This window comes from Micromonospora sp. NPDC005257, assembly GCF_042872445.1.
In the GTDB taxonomy this organism is placed as follows: Bacteria; Actinomycetota; Actinomycetes; order Mycobacteriales; family Micromonosporaceae; genus Micromonospora.
This window is the reverse complement of the sequence record NZ_JBIAKL010000006.1, coordinates 345,927-366,876: the sequence shown is the minus strand read 5'-3', so window position 1 is coordinate 366,876 and position 20,950 is coordinate 345,927. Positions and strand designations below refer to the sequence as shown.

General features: G+C 73.6%; 24 protein-coding genes and 2 pseudogenes. 13 read left to right on the top strand and 13 right to left on the bottom strand.

What is annotated here, in order from left to right:
- Positions 1-131 precede the first annotated feature (131 nt).
- From ACFYO8_RS16075 to ACFYO8_RS16055, 5 genes and pseudogenes are all read left to right on the top strand, one after another.
- Positions 132-641, top strand: coding sequence for a carboxymuconolactone decarboxylase family protein (locus ACFYO8_RS16075; protein ID WP_354872534.1), 510 nt, complete (start codon positions 132-134; stop codon positions 639-641).
- A 64-nt stretch (positions 642-705) separates the two neighbouring features.
- Positions 706-1,020: pseudogene (locus tag ACFYO8_RS16070) on the top strand (Scr1 family TA system antitoxin-like transcriptional regulator); the annotation flags it as partial.
- Positions 980-1,108, top strand: a pseudogene (locus tag ACFYO8_RS16065) (DUF397 domain-containing protein); the annotation flags it as partial. The pseudogenes ACFYO8_RS16070 and ACFYO8_RS16065, both read left to right, overlap by 41 nt.
- A gap of 419 nt (positions 1,109-1,527) precedes the next feature.
- Positions 1,528-2,493, top strand: a complete 966-nt coding sequence (locus ACFYO8_RS16060) for a hypothetical protein (protein ID WP_354872537.1) — start codon at positions 1,528-1,530, stop codon at positions 2,491-2,493.
- A gap of 89 nt (positions 2,494-2,582) precedes the next feature.
- Complete coding sequence (locus ACFYO8_RS16055) at positions 2,583-2,786, top strand: hypothetical protein (RefSeq protein WP_091420317.1); 204 nt, start codon at positions 2,583-2,585, stop codon at positions 2,784-2,786.
- Between the two features lie 169 nt (positions 2,787-2,955).
- Here ACFYO8_RS16055 and ACFYO8_RS16050 read toward each other — a convergent pair whose 3' ends face one another.
- Positions 2,956-3,360, bottom strand: a complete 405-nt coding sequence (locus tag ACFYO8_RS16050; RefSeq protein ID WP_354872540.1) for an SRPBCC family protein — start codon at positions 3,358-3,360, stop codon at positions 2,956-2,958.
- Between the two features lie 79 nt (positions 3,361-3,439).
- On the opposite strand from ACFYO8_RS16050, the gene ACFYO8_RS16045 reads away from it, so the two are divergent.
- Complete coding sequence (locus ACFYO8_RS16045; protein ID WP_354872543.1) at positions 3,440-3,916, top strand: YfbM family protein; 477 nt, start codon at positions 3,440-3,442, stop codon at positions 3,914-3,916.
- Between the two features lie 51 nt (positions 3,917-3,967).
- On the top strand, positions 3,968-4,747 hold the full coding sequence (locus ACFYO8_RS16040; protein ID WP_354872546.1) for a hypothetical protein: 780 nt from the start codon (positions 3,968-3,970) through the stop codon (positions 4,745-4,747).
- Between the two features lie 10 nt (positions 4,748-4,757).
- Here the strand turns inward: ACFYO8_RS16040 and ACFYO8_RS16035 are convergent, their stop codons facing one another.
- The gene (locus ACFYO8_RS16035; RefSeq protein WP_354872549.1) at positions 4,758-5,489 is read right to left on the bottom strand and encodes an SDR family oxidoreductase; all 732 of its coding nucleotides are present in this window, start codon (positions 5,487-5,489) and stop codon (positions 4,758-4,760) included.
- A 95-nt stretch (positions 5,490-5,584) separates the two neighbouring features.
- Here ACFYO8_RS16035 and ACFYO8_RS16030 point away from each other — a divergent pair, with 95 nt between their 5' ends.
- Entirely contained in the window at positions 5,585-6,433 is an 849-nt protein-coding gene (locus ACFYO8_RS16030; RefSeq protein ID WP_354872552.1) for a LysR family transcriptional regulator, read from the top strand.
- A gap of 6 nt (positions 6,434-6,439) precedes the next feature.
- Here the strand turns inward: ACFYO8_RS16030 and ACFYO8_RS16025 are convergent, their stop codons facing one another.
- The 8 genes from ACFYO8_RS16025 to ACFYO8_RS15990 all read right to left on the bottom strand — a co-directional run bounded on the left by ACFYO8_RS16025 (position 6,440) and on the right by ACFYO8_RS15990 (position 14,747).
- A complete protein-coding gene (locus tag ACFYO8_RS16025; RefSeq protein ID WP_354872555.1) occupies positions 6,440-6,919 on the bottom strand; it encodes a GNAT family N-acetyltransferase in 480 nt (159 codons plus the stop codon).
- Between the two features lie 28 nt (positions 6,920-6,947).
- Complete coding sequence (locus ACFYO8_RS16020; RefSeq protein ID WP_354872558.1) at positions 6,948-7,556, bottom strand: ATP/GTP-binding protein; 609 nt, start codon at positions 7,554-7,556, stop codon at positions 6,948-6,950.
- Positions 7,537-7,926 carry a DUF742 domain-containing protein gene (locus tag ACFYO8_RS16015; protein ID WP_354872561.1) on the bottom strand — a complete coding sequence of 130 codons (390 nt, stop codon included), beginning with the start codon at positions 7,924-7,926 and terminating at the stop codon, positions 7,537-7,539. The genes ACFYO8_RS16020 and ACFYO8_RS16015 overlap by 20 nt, the downstream gene beginning before the upstream one ends.
- A complete protein-coding gene (locus ACFYO8_RS16010) occupies positions 7,923-8,348 on the bottom strand; it encodes a roadblock/LC7 domain-containing protein (RefSeq protein ID WP_091420341.1) in 426 nt (141 codons plus the stop codon). Before ACFYO8_RS16010 ends, ACFYO8_RS16015 begins: the two co-directional genes overlap by 4 nt.
- 64 nt (positions 8,349-8,412) lie before the next feature.
- Positions 8,413-10,902, bottom strand: a complete 2,490-nt coding sequence (locus ACFYO8_RS16005) for a nitrate- and nitrite sensing domain-containing protein (protein WP_354872564.1) — start codon at positions 10,900-10,902, stop codon at positions 8,413-8,415.
- Between the two features lie 94 nt (positions 10,903-10,996).
- Positions 10,997-12,541 (bottom strand): prenyltransferase/squalene oxidase repeat-containing protein, encoded by a 1,545-nt coding sequence (locus tag ACFYO8_RS16000; RefSeq protein WP_354872567.1) that lies wholly within the window; start codon positions 12,539-12,541, stop codon positions 10,997-10,999.
- Positions 12,538-13,413, bottom strand: a complete 876-nt coding sequence (locus tag ACFYO8_RS15995; RefSeq protein ID WP_354872570.1) for a terpene synthase family protein — start codon at positions 13,411-13,413, stop codon at positions 12,538-12,540. Before ACFYO8_RS15995 ends, ACFYO8_RS16000 begins: the two co-directional genes overlap by 4 nt.
- Positions 13,410-14,747, bottom strand: coding sequence for a cytochrome P450 (locus ACFYO8_RS15990; RefSeq protein ID WP_354872820.1), 1,338 nt, complete (start codon positions 14,745-14,747; stop codon positions 13,410-13,412). The genes ACFYO8_RS15995 and ACFYO8_RS15990 overlap by 4 nt, the downstream gene beginning before the upstream one ends.
- A gap of 301 nt (positions 14,748-15,048) precedes the next feature.
- Here ACFYO8_RS15990 and ACFYO8_RS15985 point away from each other — a divergent pair, with 301 nt between their 5' ends.
- The gene (locus tag ACFYO8_RS15985) at positions 15,049-15,297 is read left to right on the top strand and encodes a DUF2630 family protein (RefSeq protein WP_355015099.1); all 249 of its coding nucleotides are present in this window, start codon (positions 15,049-15,051) and stop codon (positions 15,295-15,297) included.
- Between the two features lie 45 nt (positions 15,298-15,342).
- Here ACFYO8_RS15985 and ACFYO8_RS15980 read toward each other — a convergent pair whose 3' ends face one another.
- The 3 genes from ACFYO8_RS15980 to ACFYO8_RS15970 all read right to left on the bottom strand — a co-directional run bounded on the left by ACFYO8_RS15980 (position 15,343) and on the right by ACFYO8_RS15970 (position 18,007).
- On the bottom strand, positions 15,343-16,269 hold the full coding sequence (locus tag ACFYO8_RS15980) for an RIO1 family regulatory kinase/ATPase (RefSeq protein ID WP_355015100.1): 927 nt from the start codon (positions 16,267-16,269) through the stop codon (positions 15,343-15,345).
- Positions 16,270-16,457: 188 nt separating this feature from the next.
- Positions 16,458-17,102: an HAD family hydrolase gene (locus ACFYO8_RS15975; RefSeq protein ID WP_354872576.1), complete on the bottom strand. Its 645-nt coding sequence runs from the start codon at positions 17,100-17,102 to the stop codon at positions 16,458-16,460.
- 59 nt (positions 17,103-17,161) lie between these two features.
- Complete coding sequence (locus ACFYO8_RS15970; RefSeq protein ID WP_354872579.1) at positions 17,162-18,007, bottom strand: carbon-nitrogen hydrolase family protein; 846 nt, start codon at positions 18,005-18,007, stop codon at positions 17,162-17,164.
- Positions 18,008-18,111: 104 nt separating this feature from the next.
- Here ACFYO8_RS15970 and ACFYO8_RS15965 point away from each other — a divergent pair, with 104 nt between their 5' ends.
- The 4 genes from ACFYO8_RS15965 to ACFYO8_RS15950 all read left to right on the top strand — a co-directional run bounded on the left by ACFYO8_RS15965 (position 18,112) and on the right by ACFYO8_RS15950 (position 20,943).
- The gene (locus ACFYO8_RS15965; RefSeq protein WP_354872582.1) at positions 18,112-18,684 is read left to right on the top strand and encodes a helix-turn-helix domain-containing protein; all 573 of its coding nucleotides are present in this window, start codon (positions 18,112-18,114) and stop codon (positions 18,682-18,684) included.
- Between the two features lie 104 nt (positions 18,685-18,788).
- Positions 18,789-19,685: a TIGR04222 domain-containing membrane protein gene (locus ACFYO8_RS15960; RefSeq protein WP_354872585.1), complete on the top strand. Its 897-nt coding sequence runs from the start codon at positions 18,789-18,791 to the stop codon at positions 19,683-19,685.
- On the top strand, positions 19,682-20,500 hold the full coding sequence (locus ACFYO8_RS15955; RefSeq protein ID WP_354872588.1) for a DUF692 domain-containing protein: 819 nt from the start codon (positions 19,682-19,684) through the stop codon (positions 20,498-20,500). The genes ACFYO8_RS15960 and ACFYO8_RS15955 overlap by 4 nt, the downstream gene beginning before the upstream one ends.
- A complete protein-coding gene (locus ACFYO8_RS15950) occupies positions 20,497-20,943 on the top strand; it encodes a hypothetical protein (protein WP_354872591.1) in 447 nt (148 codons plus the stop codon). The genes ACFYO8_RS15955 and ACFYO8_RS15950 overlap by 4 nt, the downstream gene beginning before the upstream one ends.
- Positions 20,944-20,950: the final 7 nt, after the last annotated feature.

Sequence of the window (20,950 nt, the reverse complement as noted above, 5' to 3'; positions counted from 1 at the left end):
GCGGCTTGCTCTGGAGCGCACTCCAAGTTCTATGTTCCTTCCATGGCCGATGGAAACGCTCTCCCGCAGCGGGAGCCGACGCTCACGACCTCACCGAGCGCATCCACAGCCTGCAGCGCAATGCCACGGCTATGGACAACACACTCAATCACTGCGAAGGGCTGCTCGACCAGCAGCCGGAAACGGACCCCTGCATGAGCAGCACTCCCGCCGCCGAGACTCGCCAGGACCGCTTCGATCACGGCATGGAGGTCCTCAACCGCGTCGACGGCGAAGCCGGTCAGCGCGTCATCGACGCCCTCGCCGACATCAACCCGGAACTCGGACACCAGGTCGTCGCCTGGGGTTTCGGCGAAATTTATGACCGCCCCGGTCTGCCGCCGCGCGACCGGCAACTGGTCACCCTCGGCATGCTCACCGCCCTCGGCGGCTGCGAGGCCCAGCTGGAAGTCCACATCAACGCCGCCCTCAATGTCGGCCTGACTCCCGATGAGGTCGTCGAGGCGTTGCTGCACTCCGCCGTCTACTGCGGCATGCCCAAGGCCGTCAACGCCACCTTCGTCGCGAAGAAGGTCTTCGACCAACGCGACCTTCTGCCGGTCAACGTGCCGGAGGGCAGGAGTCGGCGCTCTCCGTCATGAGGTTGAAGTTCAACCCCGACGGCACCGTCGACCGCGACAGCGATCCGGTCGTCATCTTCCGCAGCGACAATCTGAGCTGGGTCACGTACCGGGGCAGAGCCGGCACCGCGCGACGGCCGCGAACCTGCTGGGCCAGCCGATCGAGGCGCTCTGGCCGGACGCGGTCCGCCGCCGCGAGCCGGTGTGGTTCCGCCCGTGGGTCGACATCGAGCGCGAGGCGGTCGCGCTGCGGACGTTCGAGCTGGCCTGGGTGCCGGGCCTGTTGCAGACCGAGGCGTACGCCCGGGCCACGTTCATCGGCCAGCCGCTGACCGGCGACGAGATCACCGACCTGGCGCGACTGCGTCGAGGTCGCCGGCAACCTGCCCGGCGTGGTCGGCGTACGCGACTCGAAGGACCCGGCCGGGCCGGTGCTCACCTTCACCCCGGCCGCGTGGACCCGGTTCCTGACCTCGACCCGCCACTGAGCCCGGTCAGGCCAACCGCGCGCGGTGTACACGTGCACCGGATCCCCCGACTCGGACGTGATCGCGCGCTCGAAGCTCAGCCCGATCCGCTCCGCGACCCGCCGTGAGGGCGTGTTGTCGGGGTGGATGATCGCGACGAGGCGGTCGACGGTTCCTTCGTCATGGCGTCGAGGCCATCGAGGTCGAACGCCGCTCACGGACCGGCGGCAACGAACGGCCCGCCGAAGCCGGCACACCACTCATTACGGAATTGCAATTCGATGAAATTCCGTCGCCCCCATCGCACATCCGACACTGCCAACAATCGACGTCCATGATTCGTTGACACGCTCCGAAGACCGTCGATACGTTGCCGATATCGCGATGAACCACGGGGCGCTCCAGTTTCGATCCGGGAATCGAACACTGGGAAGGATTTCATGAAGACGACGATCAGACTTCTGGCCCTGCCGGCCCTGATCCTGCCGGCGATCCTCGCCGGCACTCCGGCGCTCGCCGACACCGGCACCACCGCGGGCACGGCCGCTCCGGCCACTGTCACGTCGATCGAGCGCAAGGCGGGATCGTCCGCGCAGGCCAGGGCCTACTGGACGGCCGAGCGCATGGCGGCGGCCACCCCGGCCGACGAGGTGGAGAAGTCCGCCGGCCCGGTCACCCAGAGCCCCACGACGGAGCGGGTGCGGCGCTTCGCGGAGGCGGTGGCGCCGAAGGACGGCAGCGGCTTCGGCACCCAGCTGAACGAGTCGATCACGGTGGGGAAGATCTTCTACACCAGCTCGACCGACGGCCTGGGCCACTACTGCTCCGCGAGCGTGGTGAACAGCCCGGCGCGCAACATGGTCTTCACGGCCGCGCACTGCGTGCACGACGGGCCGGGCCGGGACTGGCACACCGCGAACTGGATGTTCGTGCCGTCGTACCGCAACGGCGCGCAGCCGTACGGCACCTGGGACTGGTCCACGCTCGCGGTGCCGAGCGGCTGGATCAGCACCCGCGAGCGGCAGTACGACGTGGCGGTCGCGCTCGTCTACGGCAGCCGGTCGATCGTGGACGCGGTCGGCGCCAACGGGCTGCTCACCGGCGGTGGCCGCGCGTACCACTACGACATCTTCGGCTACCCGAGCAACAAGGACAGCGGCGAGATCCAGTGGGTCTGCTCGGGCACGTCGCGCGACGCGGGCAGCAACCGGATCGAGATGAACTGCGGCTTCGGGGGTGGTTCGAGCGGCGGTCCGTGGTACTACAGCTATGACGACACCACCCGGCGTGGTGACGTGCACGGGGTGATGAGTTACTCGAGCGGGTCGAACACGAACGGCTCGCCGTACTTCTCCGCCGCAGTGGTGGGGACGCTCTACAACACGTACGCGAACGACACCTGGTGAACGACGGTCCGCCTGGTGTGCCGCCCGGCGCACCAGGCGGACCGGCACCAGGCGGACCGGCACCGGCCCAACGGTACGGAGGAGGCGACATGTCACACCGTGTGCTGCTCGGCGCGGCCGCCGTCGCGGCGCTCGCCGTGGCCGCGGCCGTCGTGGTCGTCGCGACGCGCGACGGCGGCTCGGCGCGGCCCGCGCCCGGCCCGGTGGTCGCGACGCACAACCCGAGCCCGGGCGCCACCGATCCGTCCGAATACTGGACGAGGGAACGAATGCGGGACGCGATCGGCGACTGAATCACCGAATTGCGTTCGCCCGATTGCGCTGGCCGGTTTCGACCGTCGGCGCACAGGTGCGCCGAATTACTTCCCGCTCAGATCGCCGGCCGAGCCCGGGGCGCAATTCCCATTCAGCGGGCGTGAGTGCCGGCGGGCGCTCACGGAACGGAATGACCACGGGCGCCGGTCAGCCGACGGCGTTCTCCAGCACGGCCTTGAGCCGGGCCAGATCCGCCTCCACGAGCGCGGTGTCCCGGTCGAAGTCCGCGTCGCTCATGCCGGGCGTCCGCCGCAGGCTGAACACCACCTCGGTCGCGCCGCCGTCGGCGATCGCGCGCAGCGGCACGTACACCGTCTCGCCGGACGGCGTCAGCACCTCGTGGTCGAGCACGCCGTACTCGTTGGCCGGGGCGAAGGTCAGCCGCGCCGGCCCCTCGGGTGTGTCTACGAACCACTGGCCGTCGACCCGGGCCACCGAGCCGCCGAGCCCCGGCGCCCAGCGGGGAAGGTTCGCCGGGTCGGCGGCGAAGTCGTAGACCTCCGCCACCGGACGGTCGATGTGGACGCTGAGATGCCGGGATTCACTCGCCACCCGCCGATGATGGCACGGGTGTCCGACGCTCACGCTAAGCTGCCGCCGATCGCGACAGACCACCCCGGGAGACGACCACATGGGCATGGTGTTCACGGCACGCCGGCTGTCCGGCGAGCAACTGGCGACGGTGCTGGCCGACCCGGAGACGGCCGGCGCACTGTTCGACGGCGGTCCGGACGAACTCGACCTCGACAAGGCGTGGCACGGCCTGCACTACCTGCTGAACGGCACCACGTACGAGGTCCGCGGCGACGCCGGGCCGGCGATCGTCGGCGGCGACCCGATCGGGCCGGACCACGGCATGGGCCCGGCCCGGCTGCTCATGCCCGACGCCGTACGCACCGTGGCCGCCGGGCTCGACGCGGTGGACGAGGCCACGCTGCGGGCCCGCTTCGACCCGGCGGCCATGTCCGAGGCCGAGATCTACCCGCACATCTGGGACGACGGCGACGACGAGTTCGACAGCTACCTGCTGCCGCACTTCACCGCGCTGCGCACCTTCTACCGGGACGCGGCGGCGCGCGGCGACGCCGTCCTGCTGGCCGTCACCTGACCCGACGGAAACGGGTGCGCGCCGCCGGGCGCGCATCGGTAGCGTGCCGGCGTGGGACTCGACGCCTTCGTGTACTGCCGGTGCTGGCAGGACGGCCTCGCCACGCCGTTCCCGGTCGGCCCGGTCGGCTATGACGAGGACGGCTGCCTCGCGCTGCTGCAACCCTGGGAGGGCAACGCGGCGGCGCACGACGCCTTCTGCGCCTGGATGTCCGGGGACGCCTGCCCGCACCCGGACATGGCGCTGGTCAGCGAGTGCGTCTCCAACTGGTCCGGCGTACGCCTGTTCCAGCAGGCGTCGCGCGCGGCCGGCGAGCATCGTTTCCCGACGCTCGCCGCCGCGCTGCCGGACGTCAACGGCGGCTCGTTGCCGGCGGACCGGGCGGCGGTGGCGCTCGCCGAGCTGGACGCGTTCGCGGGCACCGCCCGGATCACCGACGAGGTGGAGTTGATCGACGAGGCGACCGGCCGGGTGCTGATGCAGTACGTCGAGGACTACCGCGGGTTGTTCATGTACGGCCCGGGCTTCCAGGCCGGCGTCGACCCCGACGGCTTCTTCGTCCTCGACCGGGCCGACCCGCCGGTCACGCTGTTCCGGGCCACCCGGTTCACCCAGCGACCGCTGCCCGGCGGCCGGGTGGAGTTCACCGTCGGCGGGACGCGGACGACAGTGGCGATGCGGCCGGTGGGCGGGCACGGCGAGCCGCCACCCGAACGACTCGCGGTGCGGACCCGGAGCCGGTCGGGCGACGACTTCGCCTACCTCGTGGAGCCGCTGCGGCGGCTGTGCGCGGCGTCGGTGGCGAGCGGCAACCCGGTCATGTGGTGCTGACGAGCGGCGCTCACCACGGGATGACTCCCGCGTCCTCGAAGTAGCCGCCGGTCGGCCCGTCGTCCGGCAGCGTCGCCAGCCGGATCGGGGTCGCCGCGCCCTGCTGCACGGTCCGCACGCCCCGGAAGCCGTTCAGGTCGGTCGCCGTGAATCCCGGGCAGGCGGCGTTGATGAGGATGTTCGTGCCTGCGAGCGCCCGCGCGTACTGGATCGTCACCGCGTTGAGCATGCTCTTCGACGGCGAGTACGCGACCGACAGCGGGCCGGTCTGATCCTCGCCGGTTGACGCGCTCTGCCGGGTGAGCGAGCCGACACCGCTGGACACGTTGACGATCCGCGGCGAGGCCGAGCGGCGCAGCAGCGGCAGCATCGCCTCGATCACCCGGACCACCCCGATCACGTTCACCTCGACCGCCGTCCGGATGGTCGCGAGGTCGACCTCACCGGGGTGCTGCGGCGTACCGCCGGTAACGCCCGCGTTGTTGACGAGCACGTCCAGGCCGCCGGCCTCCGTCTCCAGCAGCCGGGCGGCGGCGGTCACGCTCGCGTCGTCGGTCACGTCCAGCGGTACGCCGAACGCGTCCACGCCGTCCGCGCGCAGCTTCGCCACCGCCTCGGCGAGCCGCTGGCCGTCGCGGGCGCCGACGCCCACCCGCATGCCGAGCGCACCAAGCCCGGCCGCGATCTCGTACCCGATTCCCTTGTTCGCGCCGGTCACCAGCGCGATCGTCCGTTCGCTCATGGTCTCGATCCTGTCCGCGCGGCGCGCGGGCCTCCAACACCACCTCGGTAGCGACCGATACCCGTAAGGTATCGCCCCGGCGGTACGGTGGCGGCATGGAGACGCGCGAGCTTCGCTACTTCGTCGCGGTCGCCGAGGAACTGCACTTCGGCCGCGCCGCGCGACGCCTGGGCATCGCCCAGCCGCCGCTGTCACGGGCGATCCGCCAGCTCGAACGGCGTCTCGGCGTGACGCTGCTGGAACGCGACAGCCGCCGCGTCGCGCTCACCTCGGCCGGGTCGGTGCTGCTGCGGGAGGGCCGGGCCGCCCTGGACGCGGTGGACGCCGCCGGCCGCCGCACCCGCCGCGCCGCTCAGGCCGCGCACGGCGGCGCCGGGCTGGTGCTCGTGACGAAGGCGGGCGCATCCAGCGAACTGCTGCCGAAACTGCTCGACGCGTACGCCGCCGAGCCGGACGCGGTCCCCGTCGAGGTGCTGCTGTGCGGCATCGGCGAACAGGAACGGCTGCTGCGCGACGGGCGGGCCGACGTGGCGCTGCTGCACCTGCCGTTCGACTCGACCACCGGGCTGGACACCGAGGAACTGGTCACCGAGCAGCAAGTGGCGGTCCTGCCGGCCGGACATCCGCTGGCCCGGCGGCCGCACCTGCTGACGGCCGAGGTGGAGACGCTGACCGGCCTGCCGATGCCGCGCTGGCCCCGGGCCGACGGGTCGTATCCGGACGGTCCGGGCCCCGAGGTCCGGGACCACGCCCAGTTGTTCCAACTCATCGCGCTCGGCCGCACCGCGGTGGTGCTGCCGGAGTCCTGCCGGTCGCTGCTGCTCGCCGACCTGGCAGCCGTGCCCGTGCCGGACGCGACGGCGGTGACCACCGTGATCGCCTGGCCGCCGCACAGCCGGTCCCGGCCCCTCGCCGCCCTGATCCGGACCGCCACCCGCCTGTAGGGACCTCTACGACAGGTCCTTGCGCATCTGCTGGGTGACCACTCGGTAGCCGGCCGTCTCGTACAGCCTGCGCGCCGTCTCGTTGGCGCCGAAGACGTTCAGCTCCAGCGCCCCGGCGCCGTGGTCCCGGGTCGCCCGCTCCCCCGCCGCGAGCAGCGCCCGCCCCAGGCCCCGGCCCCGGTGCTCGGCGGCCACCTCGATGTCGTAGAGGAACGCGCAGCCGGCGAGCCCACGCGGATGGGTGAGGCCGATCCACAGCCGGCCGACCGGCGACCCGTCGGGCAGCTCGCCGACCAGGAACAGCATGCCGGGCGTGGTCATGCCCTGCGGCAGGAAGGCGGCACTGGCCTCCCGGGCCCGGTCGAGCGCCTCCTCGGCCGTCCAGTTGCCGGCCGTGACGTGCTCCCGTGCGTACCCGGCGGCCAGTTCCTCCTGCCAGCTGTCGAACTCGTCCGGGGTCATCGCCCGGACGGTCACCTCGGTCATCGCCACTCCCTCGTTGACGTGTGGCCGCTCAGTCCTCGGCGGCGCGGCGACGTGCCTCGCGCAGCTTCATGGCGTGCTCCAGCAGCGTGATCAGCACCTCCTTGGCCGACTCCCGCTGCCGCGCGTCGCACAGCACCACCGGTACGCCCGGATCCAGGTCGAGCGCGGCCTGCACCTCGTCGAGGCGGAACTGCTTGGCGTTCTCGAAGCAGTTCACCGCCACCACGAACGGCGTGCCGCGCCCCTCGAAGTAGTCGATCGACGGGAAGCAGTCGGCCAGCCGGCGGGTGTCGGCGAGCACCACCGCGCCGAGCGCGCCGAGCGCCAGCTCGTCCCAGACGAACCAGAAGCGGTCCTGGCCGGGCGTGCCGAACAGGTAGAGCACCAGGTCGTCGCTGATGGTGATGCGGCCGAAGTCCATCGCCACGGTGGTGGTCGACTTCTCCTCGATGCCGGACAGGTCATCGATGCCGATGCCGGTCTCGGTCAGCACCTCCTCGGTGCGCAGCGGCTTGGTTTCGCTTACCGCGCCGACCATTGTGGTCTTGCCGACGCCGAACCCGCCCGCGATCAGAATCTTGATCGCGGTGGGCAGCGGCGCGGCGCCCGCCGGCCGCTCAGAGCGCCCGTAGTCCATTGATAACCGCCTCGAAAACGTGCTCGTCGGGAAGGCCGGCGGGGGTCGCGCGCGGCTCGCGTACCTGTACCAGGCTGCGGGCGGCCAGGTCTCCGAGGAGGACCCGGACCGTGCCCACCGGCAGGTCGAGATGGGCGGCGATCTCGGCCACGGAGAGGATCCGCTGGCAGAGGCCGACTATCGCCATGTGCTCCGGGCCGAGCCCGGACTCCGACCCGACTTCCGTGCGGGTCGCGGTGACCAGCGAGATCAGGTCGAACGTGCCGGTGACCGGGCGGGCCCGGCCGCCGGTCACCGCGTACGGGCGCACCACCGGGCCGGCGTGGTCGTCCACCCACTCCTGCTCCGCGGAGTCCCCCCGGCCGGTCATCGTGCCGTGTTCTCGCCGAGGGGCTGTTCCCGGGTCGGTGACGCGACGAACCGGCCGACCCGGGTGACGAGCATGGCCATCTCGTACGCGATCAGGCCGACGTCCGCGTCCTCCGAGGCCAGCACCGCCAGGCAGGCGTTGCGCCCGGCCGCTGTGACGAACAGGAAGGAGGACTGCATCTCGATGATGGTCTGCTGTACGTGCCCGCCACCGAACCGTTTACCCGCGCCACGGGCCAGGCTCTGGATGCCCGCCGCCATGGCCGCCAGGTGCTCGCCGTCGTCGCGGCTCAACCCGCGGGACGAGGCCATCAACAGTCCGTCGGTGGAGAGCGCCACGGCGTGCTCCGCCTGCTTGACCCGGCCGACCAGGTCATCCAGCAGCCACGTCAGATCCGCGCTCGAAGCCGTCTTCTGCGCCACTCGTCGTCCTCATCTTCCCGGCTGTGTGCCGTCAGCTTCCGGTCCCGTCGCGTCGACGTCCCGGTCAGGTAACCTGCTCGTCCGCGTCGGCCGGCGCACCGCCGGCCTCCCGCGCTCCGCCGAGCAAGCGCGCGGCATCGGTACGGCCGCGTCGCGTGCCGCTCTGGTAGGAACTCATCATCCGGCGCACCTGCTCCGGTGCACGCGCCGTGTCGTCGTCGGCGTCGTCGTCCGCCTCGGTCTGGTCGTGCCGCAGCGCCGGCACGATGTTGGCCTGGCGTACCCGCACCGGCAGCCCCGCGTCGGTGACGGGCGCCGTCTCCGACTCCGGCTCCGACTCCGACTCCGGCTCCGGCGCCGTCTCCGGGGAAGCCTCGACCGCGTCCGTCTGGGCGACCGACCGGCGTTCCACCACCGCCAGCTCCGTGGTGGGCGCCGCCACCGCGGACTGCCGCTTGCGGGTACGCGCCGGCAGCCCGGAGGGGGTCAGCCGGGGTGCCTGCGCCATCGGCTCCGGCACCTGCGGGGCGGGTTCGGACGGCTGCTCCGGCTCGGCGCCGCCGTCCGGGCCGGACGGAGTCGCCGGCTCGGACCCGTCGCCGGGCGGCGTGTCTCCCGCCGGCGTCGGCGTCACGGGCAGGGCCGTCCCGGGGGCGGGCAGGTCGTCGGGCGCGCCGGCGGCCGCGATCAGTTCACGCGGGATCAGCACCACAGCTGTCGTCCCGCCGTACGCGGACTCCTTGAGCTGCACCTTGACGCCGTGCCGCTCGGTGAGCCGGCTGACCACGAACAGGCCGAGCCGGGCCGCGTCGGCCAGGTTCAGCTCGGAGCGGTCGACGATGCGCGCGTTGGCGGCGGCCAGCTCGTCGGCGCTCATGCCGAGGCCGCGGTCCTCGATCTCGATGGCGAAGCCGTTCGCCACGAGCTGACCCCGGATCTCCACAATGGTCTGCGGCGGCGAGAAGGAGAGTCCGTTCTCGATCAGCTCGGCCAGCAGGTGGATCACGTCACCGACGGCGCGGCCGGTCAGCGACACGTCGCCGAGCGGGCGCACGGTGACCCGGGTGTAGTCCTCGACCTCGGCGACCGCGCCGCGAACCACGTCGACCATCGGCACGTTGCGCCGCCAGGCCCGGCCCGGCGTCGAGCCGGAGAGCACGATCAGGTTCTCCGCGTTGCGCCGCATGCGGGTGGCCAGGTGGTCGACCCGGAACAGGGCCTCCAGCTCCTCGGCGTCGTGTTCCCGCCGCTCCATCGCGTCCAGCAGCGTGAGCTGCCGGTGCACGAGCGCCTGGGTGCGCCGGGCCAGGCTGAGGAACACGTCGCGTACGCTGCGGCGCAACTCGGCCTGCTCGACCGCGGTGCGTACGGCGGTCTCCTGCACGACGTTGAACGCCTTGCCCACCTGGCCGATCTCGTCGTCGCCGAACTGCAACGGTGGCGCCTCGCGGGCGACGTCCACCTCCTCACCGCGGCCCAGCCGTTCCACCACGCTCGGCAGCCGCTCGTGGGCCAGCTGGAAGGCTGCCTCGCGGAGCCGTTCGAGCTGGCGTACGAGCGCCCGCGCCGTGGTGATCGAGACGACCACGGAGGCGATGACGGCGATCAGGCCGAGGCCGGCGGCGAGCACCAGCCGCACGATGACGCCGATCGCGACGGGCATGGCCCGGGAGACGATGTCCTCACCGCCGGCCAGGATCACCTCGCGCAGGTCGGCCATCGCCTTCTCGGCGGCGGCCTGCCACGCCGCGGCGGTCACCGGCGGGCGCACCTCGCTGCCCTTGGCCGCGAGCACCTGGTCCTGAAGCGTGCGGAGCTGCTGGAACGCCTCGCCCTCGACCATCCGTTCGAAGCGGGCGCGGTCGCCGGGGGCGAGTTCCCGGGCGGTGCGGTCGGCGAGGAACCACTGCGCGCCGACCAGGCGGGCGAACGCGGTCTGCTCGCCCACCGTGATCCGGTTGGCCGCGATCGCGCCGGTGAGCAGCGCGTCCTGTTGGGACAGGAGTTCCCGGGACCGGTTGAGGTCGATGAGCGCCGCGGTGTCCTCGGCGATCTCGTCGTCGTCGAGGCCGCCGAGGGCGTCGAAGACCGCGAAGATCCCGTCGACCGCCTCGTCGTACGCGATGAGCGTGGTGGTCCGGTCGATGGTCTTGCGGCTGACGTCGGCGCGTACCTGACCGAGCTGGTCCAGTTCGGTCTTCAGCTCGTCGAGCCGCCGCATCAGCTCCTCGCTGGCCGGGATCTCAGTGCGCCAGTCCCGTACCGAGCGCCACAGCACGGTGGCGGTCTCGTCGGTGCGGGCCCGCTGGGCCTCCAGCTCCTGCAGCCGGCCCGGGTCGGACTCACCGAGATAGCGCAGCGACAGCCGGCGCTCGGCCTGCAGCTCCTGCAGCAGCGGGTCGCTCGGCTCGAACACGCGCGCGTTGAGCGCCTGCACGCCGAGCAGGTTGAACCCGTCCCGTACGGTCACCCACGCGGCGAACGCCCAGAGCGCGGTCAGCGACGCCAGCAGCGCGATGATCTTCGTACGGAGATTCGTACTGCGGGAACCCATCACACCGTCCTGGCCCGGTCTTCGGTCGGTCCGAAATCCGATCGACTCCGGCGCACGCTAGCAGCCGTCGTGAACCTCATTCAAGCGATCCTGATCATGGTGGGTGCGGCCTCCTTCCGGCCGCCCCGGCGCTGCCGGAGGCCGCCAGCACCGCGGCGCGCACGATCCGCGTCGGGCGGTAGAGGTCCTTGTCGTGCCATAGTGCCGGTTCGCCGTCGGATCCGTCCAGCTCGGACAGTCGACTGCGCCCCCGCGCCAGCGCCGACGTGACCCGGGCGTCGCCGGGCCGGCCCGCGTCGGCCAGCGCGAGCACCGCGTACGCGGTCTCCTCGGCGGTCCCGTCCCACCGCCCCCAGGAGCCGTCCCGGCGCTGCGTGGCCAGCAGCCAGGCCACGCCCCGCTCGACGGCGGCTCGCGCCGCGCCGTCCGGCGCGTGGTCGGACAGCGCCAGCAGCACCGCGTAGGTGGCGTAGTACGGCGAGGCGTGCCAGCGGTCCTCCCACCGCCCGTCCGGCTCCTGCCGGTCCAGCAGCCACTCGGTGACCCGATGGCGCGCGCCGGTGACACCGGGCCCGCTCGGCTGCTCGCCGAGCGCGTCGAGCACGTGCGCGTTCGTGGTCAGCGACGCCCCGTCCTCCCCCGGCCAGGTGCAGAAGTGCCGTCCCGTGTCGAACCCGGCCAGCGGTGAGACGCCCGGCGCGCGGCCCAGCCGGGCCAGCGCGTAGAGCGTGACCGCTGTGGTGTCCGCGTCGGCGGGCAGGCCGGGCGCGGTGGCCGCGCCGGACGGTCCGACCGCGGCGCGCAGCTCGGTCAGCACCGGCTCGGGCGTGCCGACCGGCACGCCGGCCCGGACCAGGATGCCGAGCACCCAGGCCCGCTCGAACACGGTGATCGGGCTCGCGCAGGGCACCGGGCCGGGCCGGGCGAGCGCGTTCAGGTAGTCCAGCGCGGGTCCGGGCTCCGGCCCGCCCAGCCAGGCGGCGGTGGCGGCCGGTGAGGCGCCGACCGCGCCGCTGGCCGAGGGACGCACCCCGGGCGCGCGGTACGCCAGCTCGCCCGCCACCTCCAGCGCGTGCGCCAGCTTCTCCGGCACCGGCCGTCCGGTGGCGAGCAGTCCGCGTACCCGGGTCAGCCGGGCCGGGTCGAGACCGGCCGGCAGCGGCAGGCGGGGCCGGCCGGCCCACTCGGCCAGCCCGGGTGGCGGCCCGGCCGGCCCGTCGAGGCGCCGGTCCACGGCGGCCAGCAACGCCGGCACGATCAGGTCGGTTGCCGGCAGGTCCGGCGGGGCGCCGGCACGCAGCGCGCCGGCCAGGTACGCCAGCCCTCGGTGCGCGGCGGCGGCCGGCGCGGCGGCCGGGCCGTCGCGGTGCAGCGCGGCCAGCAGCGCCTCCACCGCGCTCAGCGTCGGCACCAGGGCGTAGCCGCCGGGGCCGCCCCATCCGCCGTCCGGGCGCTGCCGGTCCAGCAGCCAGGTCAGGCGCCGGTCGTGGCCGTCGAGCCAGGGTGCGAGCGCGATCAGCCGTCCGGTCTCGTAGACCGACGGTGAGGTCTGCCCCTCCGGCTCGCCGCCGAGCGCGGCGATCAGGTCGCGCGCGGTCCCGGACCCGGTGGCGGGCACCGGTCCGGCGGTGAGCGTCACCGCACGCCCCAGAAGTCGGTGTGCCGGTAGAAGCCGGTGGTGAAACCGAGCTGCCGGGACAGGAAGCCGGCCTCCCTCGGCACCTCGCCGGCCAGCTTCGCCAGCAGGACGCGGCAGTGGTCGACCTGCTCGGCGAAGTGCCGCTCGACGTCGGCCGGGTCGTCCACCAGCAGCAGCGCGTTGAGATCGCCGGACTCGGCGTCGCGGCGGTGGGTGCCGAGGTCGTTGACCAGGCGCAGGGCCCGCTGGACCTCGTCGCTGACCTCGATCAGCCGCGCCAGCGTGCCGGCGTCGGACACCGATCCGGTGTGGATCCAGTGGGCGACGTTCACCACCGTCGCGGCGAGGTTGTCGGCGTTGGCCAGGTAGTCGGCGAGCGTGGGGCGGCCGGTGCGCCGCCAGTCCCACTCGCGGGCCATCGCGTCGAGCGTGCGGGCCATCGTGTCCCGCCAGTGGTCGCGCAGCGCCGGATAGGCCGGCGCGGCGGCGACGTCGTCCCGCAGCTCGGCGAGGAACCGGCCCAGCGGGTCGCCGGAGTCGGCGCCGTCGAGCACGTCCAGGCAGACGCCGGTGATCCGGTCCACCTCGGCCCGGCTGGGCGCCTGGTGGTCGACCAGCCAGTCCACGGCGAAGCCCCAGAGCACCGCGCGGTTGGTCACGGCGAGTTCGGCGGCGCTGTGCCAGGGGGCGCTGAACGCCATCGCCTGCGCGATGCTGCTGAACAGCGTCGCGTCGAACGGGTCGCCGGGGAACAGCTCGGGGTGCGCGGCGGCGGCCCTGCGCAGGCCGCGCTGGCCCTGCGCGGCCAGCGCGCAGACCCGGCCCTGTTCGGCGGCGACGACGAGCGGATCCGGTGTCGCGCAGTCGGTCATGCCCCCTCCGTCCGCCCGGCGGCGACGAGCGTCAGCTCCACCCGTTCGCGCGGCCGCAGCGCCGCGGCCAGCCGCAACCCGGGTACGCCGGGGCGGTGCAGCCGGAACCGGTAGCGGCTGAGCATGGTGGCGAGGATGAGCTGGGCCTCCAGGTAGAACAGGTACATGCCGAGGCACTGGTGCGGCCCGCCGCCGAACGGGAAGTGGGCGTACCGGTGCCGGGCGCGGACCCGCTCGGGGAGGAAGCGTTCCGGGTCGAACTCGTCCGGGCGGTCCCAGAACTGCCGCATCCGCTGGGTGATCAGCGGGCTGACCGCCATCGTCGCGCCGGGCTCGATCGGCACGCCGTCGATGACGTCCCCGGCGACCGCGCGGCGCGGGATGATCCATCCGATCGGGTAGAGCCGCAGCAGCTCGTCGAGCACCATCCGGGTGTAGGTGAGCCGGCTCAGGTGCTCGCGGCGTACCGGCTCGCCTCCGACCACCTCGTCGATCTCGGCGTAGAGCCGCTCGGCCACCTCGGGGTGCTGGTCGAGGTGGGGCCAGGCCCACGTCAGCACGTTGATGGTGGTCTCCGTGGTGGCGGCGAACATCGCCACCGTGTCGTTGCGGACCTGCCGCTCGTCGAGCTGCCGCCCGTCGTCGGTGCGGGCCTGCCAGAGCGTGGAGATGACGTCGTCGCCCTGGTCGGCGGCGTCCCGCGTCTCGCGGACGATCGGCACCAGGACGTCGTCGACGACGCGTACGGCGCGGGCGAACGTGCGGTCCCCCGGCATCGGCAGTGACAGCGGCGCGAACGGCACGATGATGCGCGGGATGACGGCGGTGGCGATCCGGTCCTGCGCCTCGATCACCCGCATCGCGTCCGGCACCGAGATCCGGTCGGCGAAGAGCACCTTCATGATCGCCCGGCTGACGATGCGCGCCTGCTCCACGCCGATGTCGACCGGCTGCCCGGCACGGGCCGGCTCGTCCAACTCCTCGACCGCGTCGCGGATCGCGTCGGCCATCCCGTCGACGAGCGCCTCCACCCGCTTGGCGGTGAACATCGGCTGGAGCATCCGCCGGCTGGCCGACCAGATCTGCCCCTCGCCGAGGATCCCCTCGCCGAACAGCCGCTTGACCGGGCGCCAGAACAGTCCGTCACCGGCGCGCTCGTAGTTGTCCGCCCGGTCGCGCAGAACGTGCTGCACGTGCCGGGGGTGGGTGACCAGATACGGGCGGAACGAGCCGAGGTTGAGCTGGACCAGTTCGCCCTCGGTACGGTTACCGATGTCGATGAGGGCGCGGGCGGGGTCGCGGAGCACCGCGGGCAGGATCTGCCGCAGCGGCACGACTCGGGGTCGGCCGGTGGGCCTCGCTGTGTCCGTCGGTTCGGGCACCTGAACGCTCCCTCGGTTGACTCAGGGTCGCGACTCCGTACCGACCCGTGACGTTGCCCGCGAGCATGCCATCAGGAACGCCAGATCAAAAGGCACCTCGGAGAATATTTCACGTAACAACAATCTCTTTGTCGAGAATGGAAGCCCTGGGATATGCGTCACCCGCGTACACAGTGGGCGTTGCGGAGCGCGAGCACGGCTCACCTATCCGGTGCCCCGGGCACGGCACCGTCCGCTGTGCCAAGCTTCGGGCATGGACGACAAGACCATCCTGAGCCGGATCTCCGAACTCGTCGACGAGGAGCACCGCCTGCGTGCCGACGCGCAGCACGGCGACGCCGGCACCGACGACGAGGCGCGGGAGCGGCTGCGCGCGCTGGAGGAGTCCCTGGACCAGTGCTGGGACCTGCTGCGCCGCCGCCGGGCCGCCCGCCAGGCGCACGGCGACCCGGACGCCCAGGGCGAGCGCCCGGTGCCGGAGGTCGAGCGCTACCTCCAGTGACCCGGTGTGCGTCCCGGACGGTCACCCGCCCGGGACGCACGTCGGTCAGCGGAGCCCCGCCTCCCGCAGCAGCGCCTCGGTCAGCGCCGCCGGGTCGGTCACCGTCGCCGGCATCCCGCGGGCGGTGAACCAGGCGGCCACCACCCGCACGTCACGGGCCAGGAACTCGGCCCCCTGCGGGTTGGCCACCACGTCGACCACCTGCGGCAGGTCGATCAGCACCAGCCGGCCCGCGTGCACGAGCAGGTTGTACGGGGACAGGTCGCCGTGTGCGTACCCGGCCCGGGCGAGCACCGTGAGCGCCTCCACGAGCTGGTCCCACAGGTCGCGCAACTCGTCGTCGTCGGGCCGGACCTGGGCCAGCCGGGGCGCGGCCTGCCCCGCCCCGGCGTCGCCGACGAACTCCAGCATCAGCTCGGTGCCGAGCAACTGCACCGGGTAGGGCACCGCGATCCGCCCGGAGGCGGCCCCGATCTCCCAGAGCCGGGACAACGCGGTGAACTCGGCCGCCGCCCACTGCCCGGCGATCATCTGCCGGCCGAACTCGGTACGGCCGGTCATCGCCCGCATCTCCCGGGACCGGCGTACCCGGCGGCCCTCCAGGTAACCGGCGTCGCGGTGGAACAGCCGGTGCTGGGCGTCGCGGTAGCGCTTGACCGCCAGCAGGCAGCCGCGGCCGGTGCCCGGCACGGCGCGGCGGACCAGGTGGACGTCCGCCTCCTTGCCGGTCTTGAGCACCCCGAGCTCGGTGTCCCGGGCGGCCAGTTCGGTGACCAGCCAGTCAGGATGCGGCTCGGGGCCGTGGACGGCCCGATCCCAGGAGGACCAGGCGTCCTCCGCGTCGGGCTCGGCGTCCGGGTCGGTGAGGGCCGGCGTGCGCCGCCCTCGCTTCAGGAAGTCGGTCTCGTCGTCGTCGAAGCGGTTCTTGCCGCGGCCACGGCGCTGCGGCGCCGGGAAGTCGTGATCACGCACGGGTGGATCTGTCCTTCGATCGAGGCTGGTGGAGGCAGGTGCAACGACCCTGCGAAAACGGCCATGACCGACCTCCTCTCCTCGACCGGGCGATCCCCGGCTGCGCACTCGCGCGGCACCATGCTCGTGCCCCGGCCGGTACGGGGCAACGGATTTTCCGCGCCGCTGCCGGCTCGCCGGCGCCGCCGTCAGCCGGCCAGCACCGCCGCCACGGCCGCGATCAGCCCGTCCTCGATCCGGGTCGGCGCGTACCTCGGGTCGGACCAGCGGCGTCCGCGGTGCAGCCAGACGCTGGGCAGACCCACGGCGGTCGCCCCGCCGATGTCCGCCTCCGGGCTGTCGCCGACCACCCACGCGCCGCGCAGCGGCATCCGGGCCCGCTGGGCGGCGAGCGCGAAGATCCTCGGGTTCGGCTTGCTGACGCCCGCCTCCTCGGAGATCACCCAGTCGGCGACGTACCGGTCCAGGCCGGTCCTGCGGATCTTGGCGTCCTGCTGGCGGGCCGCGCCGTTCGTGACCACCACCGGCACCCAGCCCGCGTCTGCCGCGATCCGCAGGGCGCACGCGACGAGCGGGTCCAGCCGCATGTGGGCCACCACGCCGTCGTGCAGCTCGTCGACCAGGTCGATCGAGGGGATGCGCAACGCGTACCGGTCGCGGATCGCATCCGCCACGTCCCAGCGGTTGGTCAGCCCGTCCGCGTCCACGGACACCAACCAGTCGAGGTCGGACAGCGGCGCGCCGATGCCCGCCAGGAACCGTTCTCCCCAGACACGGAACGGCCCGTCGCGGTCCACCAGAGTGTTGTCCAGATCGAGCAGGAGCAACGGCACCTGGGCACCCTACGGCAACGGTCGGAGCACCGACAGTGCCGAGGGCCCCGGCACAGCGGTCAGGCGACGAGGACGGCGCGGGCCGCCCCGGCGTCGAGCGGACGGTCCCGCAGCATGGTGTGCGCCGCGCGGGTGGCGGCCAGCGCGTCCGGGTCCAGCGTGGCCACCAGCACGTCCTCACCGCTGTCGGCGCCCCGGGCCAGCGGCCGGCCCTCCGGGTCGTACACCGCCGCGCCGCCGTTGAACCGCCACGGGTCGGCGCCGTCGACCGAGTTGGCGAACACCACGTACATCGTGTTGTCCAGCGCCCGGGCGGCGTAGTAGAGGTCGCGGCGGTGCGCCGAGCCGGCCAGGTAGCCGCTCGGGCAGAGGTAGCCGTGCGCGCCGTCGCCGGCGGCGGCCCGCGCGTGCTCGGGGAAACAGCCGTCGTAGCAGACGCCCAGACCCAGCCGCCACGTGTCGACCTCGATCGTGGCGCCCCGGCGGCCGGCGTCGAACAGCTCGCGCTCGCCGTTCCAGAGCTGCTGCTTGTCGTACGCGGCGGTGACCGCGCCGGCCGGGTCCACCACGAGCGAGGAGATGGTGCGCCGCCGGTCGGGGTGGCGGACGGCGGCGCCGATCACCACCGCGGCGCCCGCGTCGACGGCGGCGGCGCGCAGCGGGTCCAGCCGTGCGTCGGTCACCCGGCCGTCGGCGTCGGCGGCCACGTCAGTGGCGTCCGGGTCCGCGCCCAGCGTCGGCGGGTGGTACGCCGGCAGGAACAGCTCGGGCAGCACGACGACGCGGGCGCCTTCGGCGCGGCCGACGAGGCGGGCGGCGGCGCCGGCGTTGCCGGCCACGTCGCCCGGGACGGGCTCGGCCTGGACGGCGGCGACGGTGAGCGGGCGCGCGGGGAGGGCTGTCACCCGCCGATCGTAACCACCCCGGCGACTGCAGATGATCTCCGTCACCGCATCTCAAGCCGTACGTACGGTTTGCATCGGCCGGTTCCACCTGCGACGATCCGTTCGTGCCCAGAGTAAGTCAGGACCAGCTCGACGCGCGCCGCCAGGAGATCCTCGCGGCGGCGCGGGCGTGTTTCGCCCGGCACGGCTACGAGGGCGCCACCGTACGGCGGCTGGAGGAGGCCACCGGCCTGTCCCGCGGCGCGATCTTCCACCACTTCCGGGACAAGGACTCCCTCTTCCTGGCCGTGGCCGAGGACGACGCCGCCGTCATGGTGGAGACCGTGGCCCGCAACGGTCTGGTGCAGGTCATGCGCGACCTGCTGGCCCGGGCCGTCTCGCCGGACACCACCGGCTGGCTCGGCAGCCAGCTGGAGGTCTCCCGCCGGCTGCGTACCGACCCGGCCTTCGCCAAGCGCTGGGCGGAGCGTTCCGAGGCCATCGCCGGGGCCACCCGGGAGCGCCTGCTGCGCCAGCGCGAGGCAGGCGTGCTCCGCGACGACGTGCCGATCGACGTGCTGGCCCAGTTCCTGGAGCTGGCCTACGACGGGCTGGTGCTGCACCTGGCGATGGGTCGCCCGGCAGGCGACCTGGCCCGGGTGCTCGACCTCGTCGAGGAGGCCGTCCGCCGGCACTGAACCGGCGCCGGTCTCGGTCCGGTAACTACCCCGCTCCAGGAGATCGACTCTGGCGCGCCTGCTCCACAATGAGCCGCCACCCCTCCTCGCGACAGGAGCAGACGATGACCCCCTCCGACACCTGGGGCATCCCCGGCCCCGTCTTCCTGCGCTGGTGGCTGCTGCTCGCCGTCGTCCTGGTCATCGGCGCGATCGTCTACCGGCGCCGCATGCTGGCGGGCACGCCGGTGACCGCCTACGGCGAACTGGGGCCGCAGCAGGTCGCGTACCTCAACGGCGGCGACGAGCTCGCCGTCTGGGCCGCGCTCGGCGGGCTGCGCCACGCGGGCGCCGTCGGCGTACGGCCGGACCGGCGGCTCACCACCGGCGGCCCGCTTCCGCTCGGGGTGACCCCGCTGGACCAGGCGGTCCACCACGCGGCGAGCCGCGGTCTGCGTACCCGGGAGCTGATCGCCGACGAGTGGGTCCGGCGAGCGCTCGACGAGCTGCGCGACGGCCTGGTACGCCGCGGCCTGGCACTGGACCAGGAACGGCGCCGGACGCTGCGGCGCGGCGCGCTGCTTGTCGGGTTCCTGCTCGCCATCGGCGTCGTACGCGCGGTCTCCGGACTGCTCAACGAGCGGCCCACCGGCTGGCTGCTGCTCAGCCTGTTCCCGCTCGGCCTCGCGTTCGTGCTGCTCAACCGCGTGCCCTGGCGCACCCGGGCGGCCACCGCCGCGCTCGACGACATGCGCCGCCGGCACGCCCGGCTACGACCGGCCGCCGGACCCGCGTACTCCATGTACGGCCCGACAGAGGTGGCGCTGGGCGTGGCGCTGTTCGGCACCGCCACGCTCTGGACCATGGATCCGGGCTTCGCGGAGCAGGCCGAGATCCAGCGGCAGGCGATGGGCAGCACCGGCGCCGCCAGCTCCGGCGGCTCGTGCGGCGGCGGCGCCTCGTGCGGCGGGGGCAGCTCGTGCGGCGGAGGCGGGTGCGGCGGAGGCGGGTGCGGCGGGTGAGCGGCCCGTCCGGCGTCGGCATCGGCTGGCGCCCCGAGATCGCCGGCTTCGTCGCCGGGCTGCCAGGGCTGCGCTTCGTCGAGGTGGTCGCGGAGGCGGTCGCCCCGGCCGGACCGCTCCCGGACGGGCTCACCGAGCTGCGCGCACGCGGCGTCGACGTCGTACCCCACGGGGTGCGGCTGTCCCTCGGCGGCGCGGAGCCGGTGGACCCGGCCCGGGTGGCGCACCTGGCCGCTGTGGCCGCGGCGCTGGACGCGCCGCTGGTGAGCGAGCACATCGCGTTCGTGCGGGCCGGCGGCCTGGAGGCCGGTCACCTGCTGCCGCTGCCGCGCAGCCGGGAGGCGGTCGCGGCGGTGGTGGCGAACGTGCGGCGGACGCAGGCGGAGCTGCCGGTGCCGCTGGCCCTGGAACCGATCGCGGCGCTCTTCGACTGGCCCGACGACGAGCTGGACGAGGCGGACTTCCTCACCGAGATCCTCGACGCCACCGGCGCGCTGCTGCTGCTCGACGTGGCGAACGTGCACGCCAACGCCCGCAACCGCGGCGGCGACCCGGCCGCGCTGCTGGACCGGCTGCCGCTGGAGCGCGTCGCCTACGTGCACGTCGCGGGCGGCGCCGAACACGGCGGCTTCTACCACGACACGCACACCGACCCGGTGCCCGCCGCCGTGCTGGACCTGGTCCGTGAGCTGTGCGCCCGGCGCCGGCCGCCCGCGCTGCTGCTGGAACGCGACGGGCACTACCCGCCCGCCGCCGAGTTGCGCGGCGAGCTGGACGCGCTCGCCGCCGCCTCCGGCCACCCGGTGGTCACGTGAGCGGCGACCTGGCCGCCCGGCAGGCCGAGCTGGTCGTCGCGCTCGTCGCCGGTGGGCCGCTGCCACCTGGTTTCGCCCCGGCCCCGGTCGAGGCCGCCCGCCGGGCCCTGCTGCGCAAGCGGGCCGGCGACGTGGCCCGGCACTGGCCGCTGCTCGCCGCCGGCCTCGGGCCCCGCTGGCCGGCCACGTTCACCGCCTGGGCCGACGGCCGTCCCACGAACGGTTCGCTGCGCGACGGCTGGGACCTGGCCCGCGACCTGCGCGACCGGGACGCCCTGCCGCCGCTGGGCGCGGAGGAGCTGGCCGTGCGGGAGGCCGCGAACCGCTACGACGGCCGCCGCCCGCCCCGGCCACGCCGGCTGCCGGCCCTCACCCGCACCGGCGGCGCCGTCGCGGTTCAGGTCGCCGGGCGGGTACGCCTGGTGCGGCCCGCCCCGCGCTGACAGGCGT

Bases quoted from the DNA above. Each gene is read 5' to 3' on its own strand.
- ACFYO8_RS16075 (WP_354872534.1), top strand. From the start codon at position 132: ATGGACAACACACTCAATCACTGCGAAGGGCTGCTCGACCAGCAGCCG.
- ACFYO8_RS16060 (WP_354872537.1), top strand. From the start codon at position 1,528: ATGAAGACGACGATCAGACTTCTGGCCCTGCCGGCCCTGATCCTGCCG.
- ACFYO8_RS16055 (WP_091420317.1), top strand. From the start codon at position 2,583: ATGTCACACCGTGTGCTGCTCGGCGCGGCCGCCGTCGCGGCGCTCGCC.
- ACFYO8_RS16045 (WP_354872543.1), top strand. From the start codon at position 3,440: ATGGGCATGGTGTTCACGGCACGCCGGCTGTCCGGCGAGCAACTGGCG.
- ACFYO8_RS16035 (WP_354872549.1), bottom strand. From the start codon at position 5,489: ATGAGCGAACGGACGATCGCGCTGGTGACCGGCGCGAACAAGGGAATC.
- ACFYO8_RS16030 (WP_354872552.1), top strand. From the start codon at position 5,585: ATGGAGACGCGCGAGCTTCGCTACTTCGTCGCGGTCGCCGAGGAACTG.
- ACFYO8_RS16025 (WP_354872555.1), bottom strand. From the start codon at position 6,919: ATGACCGAGGTGACCGTCCGGGCGATGACCCCGGACGAGTTCGACAGC.
- ACFYO8_RS16020 (WP_354872558.1), bottom strand. From the start codon at position 7,556: ATGGACTACGGGCGCTCTGAGCGGCCGGCGGGCGCCGCGCCGCTGCCC.
- ACFYO8_RS16015 (WP_354872561.1), bottom strand. From the start codon at position 7,926: ATGACCGGCCGGGGGGACTCCGCGGAGCAGGAGTGGGTGGACGACCAC.
- ACFYO8_RS16005 (WP_354872564.1), bottom strand. From the start codon at position 10,902: ATGGGTTCCCGCAGTACGAATCTCCGTACGAAGATCATCGCGCTGCTG.
- ACFYO8_RS15995 (WP_354872570.1), bottom strand. From the start codon at position 13,413: ATGACCGACTGCGCGACACCGGATCCGCTCGTCGTCGCCGCCGAACAG.
- ACFYO8_RS15985 (WP_355015099.1), top strand. From the start codon at position 15,049: ATGGACGACAAGACCATCCTGAGCCGGATCTCCGAACTCGTCGACGAG.
- ACFYO8_RS15960 (WP_354872585.1), top strand. From the start codon at position 18,789: ATGACCCCCTCCGACACCTGGGGCATCCCCGGCCCCGTCTTCCTGCGC.